Annotated in this window: 1 protein-coding gene; it reads right to left on the reverse strand. The window is 80.6% G+C overall.

What is annotated here, in order from left to right:
* Positions 1-156: 156 nt before the first annotated feature.
* A complete protein-coding gene (locus tag ACZ6EJ_RS27815) occupies positions 157-549 on the reverse strand; it encodes a hypothetical protein (protein ID WP_469270966.1) in 393 nt (130 codons plus the stop codon).
* Positions 550-1281: the final 732 nt, after the last annotated feature.

The following is a 1281-nucleotide window of genomic DNA, read 5'->3' on the forward strand; positions in this document are numbered from 1 at the left end:
TCTCTCCCCCCCCCCCCCCCCCCGCTCACCCCAGGGGGGAAAATGAGCTCCCCCCCCCCCCCCCCCCCCCCCCCCCCCCCCCCCCCCCCCCCCCCCCCCCCCCCGCTGCGCTCGTCCCCCGTCACGGCCGGTCAGGACCCGTGGCGGGGGGCGGGCTCAGGGACGGACGTGGATCTCCCCGATGCCGGTGCCGAGCGAGCCGCAGTGCGCGGTGGACTGGCCGGACTGGCCGGGCCGGAGGGTGACGTGCTCGCCGTCGACGTCCGGGGACCAGCCGCAGACGAGGTGGACCCAGAAGACCTGGGTCTGGTTGCCGTTGTTGCGGCAGAGCGCGTAGCCCGTGTAGTCGTCGATGGCGTGCTTGCCCGTCTCGCAGGAGAGGCCGGGCGGGATCGCCGCCGGGGCCGCGGCCGCGGTCGCCGCGGTGACCGGGATCGCCAGCGCGGCCGCCATCGACGCGGCGGCCAGCGCCCGCGCGGCGGACCGGGGGCGTGCCCCCGCGGTCGTGCCCCTCGTCGTCGTGCCCCTCGTCCCCGTGAACAGGTTCATCGTTCTCCTTCGTGCTCTGTGCGTACGGTGACCCGGTGGGTCACCGGCAGCTCTGCCCACGCCGCGTGGCCGAAAACCGGACCCTGCGTCACTCTCCGTACCCGCGCCGGGCGGCTCCCCGGCTCGCGGCGGGGCTCGCACGCACCGGTCTCGGCCGGTCGCGGCCTCTGACCGGGCCGTTCGCGGGGAGGCGACGTGATCGCCCCGCGCCGGGGCGCGCGAGCGGCCTCCCCGGACTCACCCTGACGAGTGGTGGGGGCGCGCGGGCCGGTCGCCGCCTACCTCGGACCCGCGGGGCGGGCGGCCGCTCTGCGTCAACCGGTCGGGGCGGGGTGGCCTCGGCCCCGTGGGCGTCGGCGCCCGCTTCTCGGGTGTCGTGGCGCGGCGTGCGGCGCGAAGTGGTCGACGCCTGGGCGCCCAGGGCCCGTGGCCCCGTGGCTTCCGGATGTGCGCCTCGGCGGGCCCCGGGGCGCGGAACCGGTCCGCGGCCGCGTCGGGGACGAAGGCCGCCGGCCGGAACGTCGCGTACGTGCTGGAAGCGCCGTCGCCCGCGCGGCCGATGTCGACGAGGGGGCCGCGCGGGCGACGCGGTCGGCGGGGCGGCCGTAGGCAGGTGGTGCGCGGCCTGGGGGGGGGGGGGGGGGGCGAGGGGGGGGGGGGGGGGGGGGGGGGGGGGGGGGGGGGGGGGGGGGGGGGGGGGGGGGGGGGGGGGGGGGGGGGGGGGCGGGGCGG

The sequence above is a fragment of the Streptomyces sp. NPDC041970 genome (assembly GCF_055588985.1).

Bases quoted from the DNA above. Each gene is read 5' to 3' on its own strand.
- ACZ6EJ_RS27815 (WP_469270966.1), bottom strand. From the start codon at position 549: ATGAACCTGTTCACGGGGACGAGGGGCACGACGACGAGGGGCACGACC.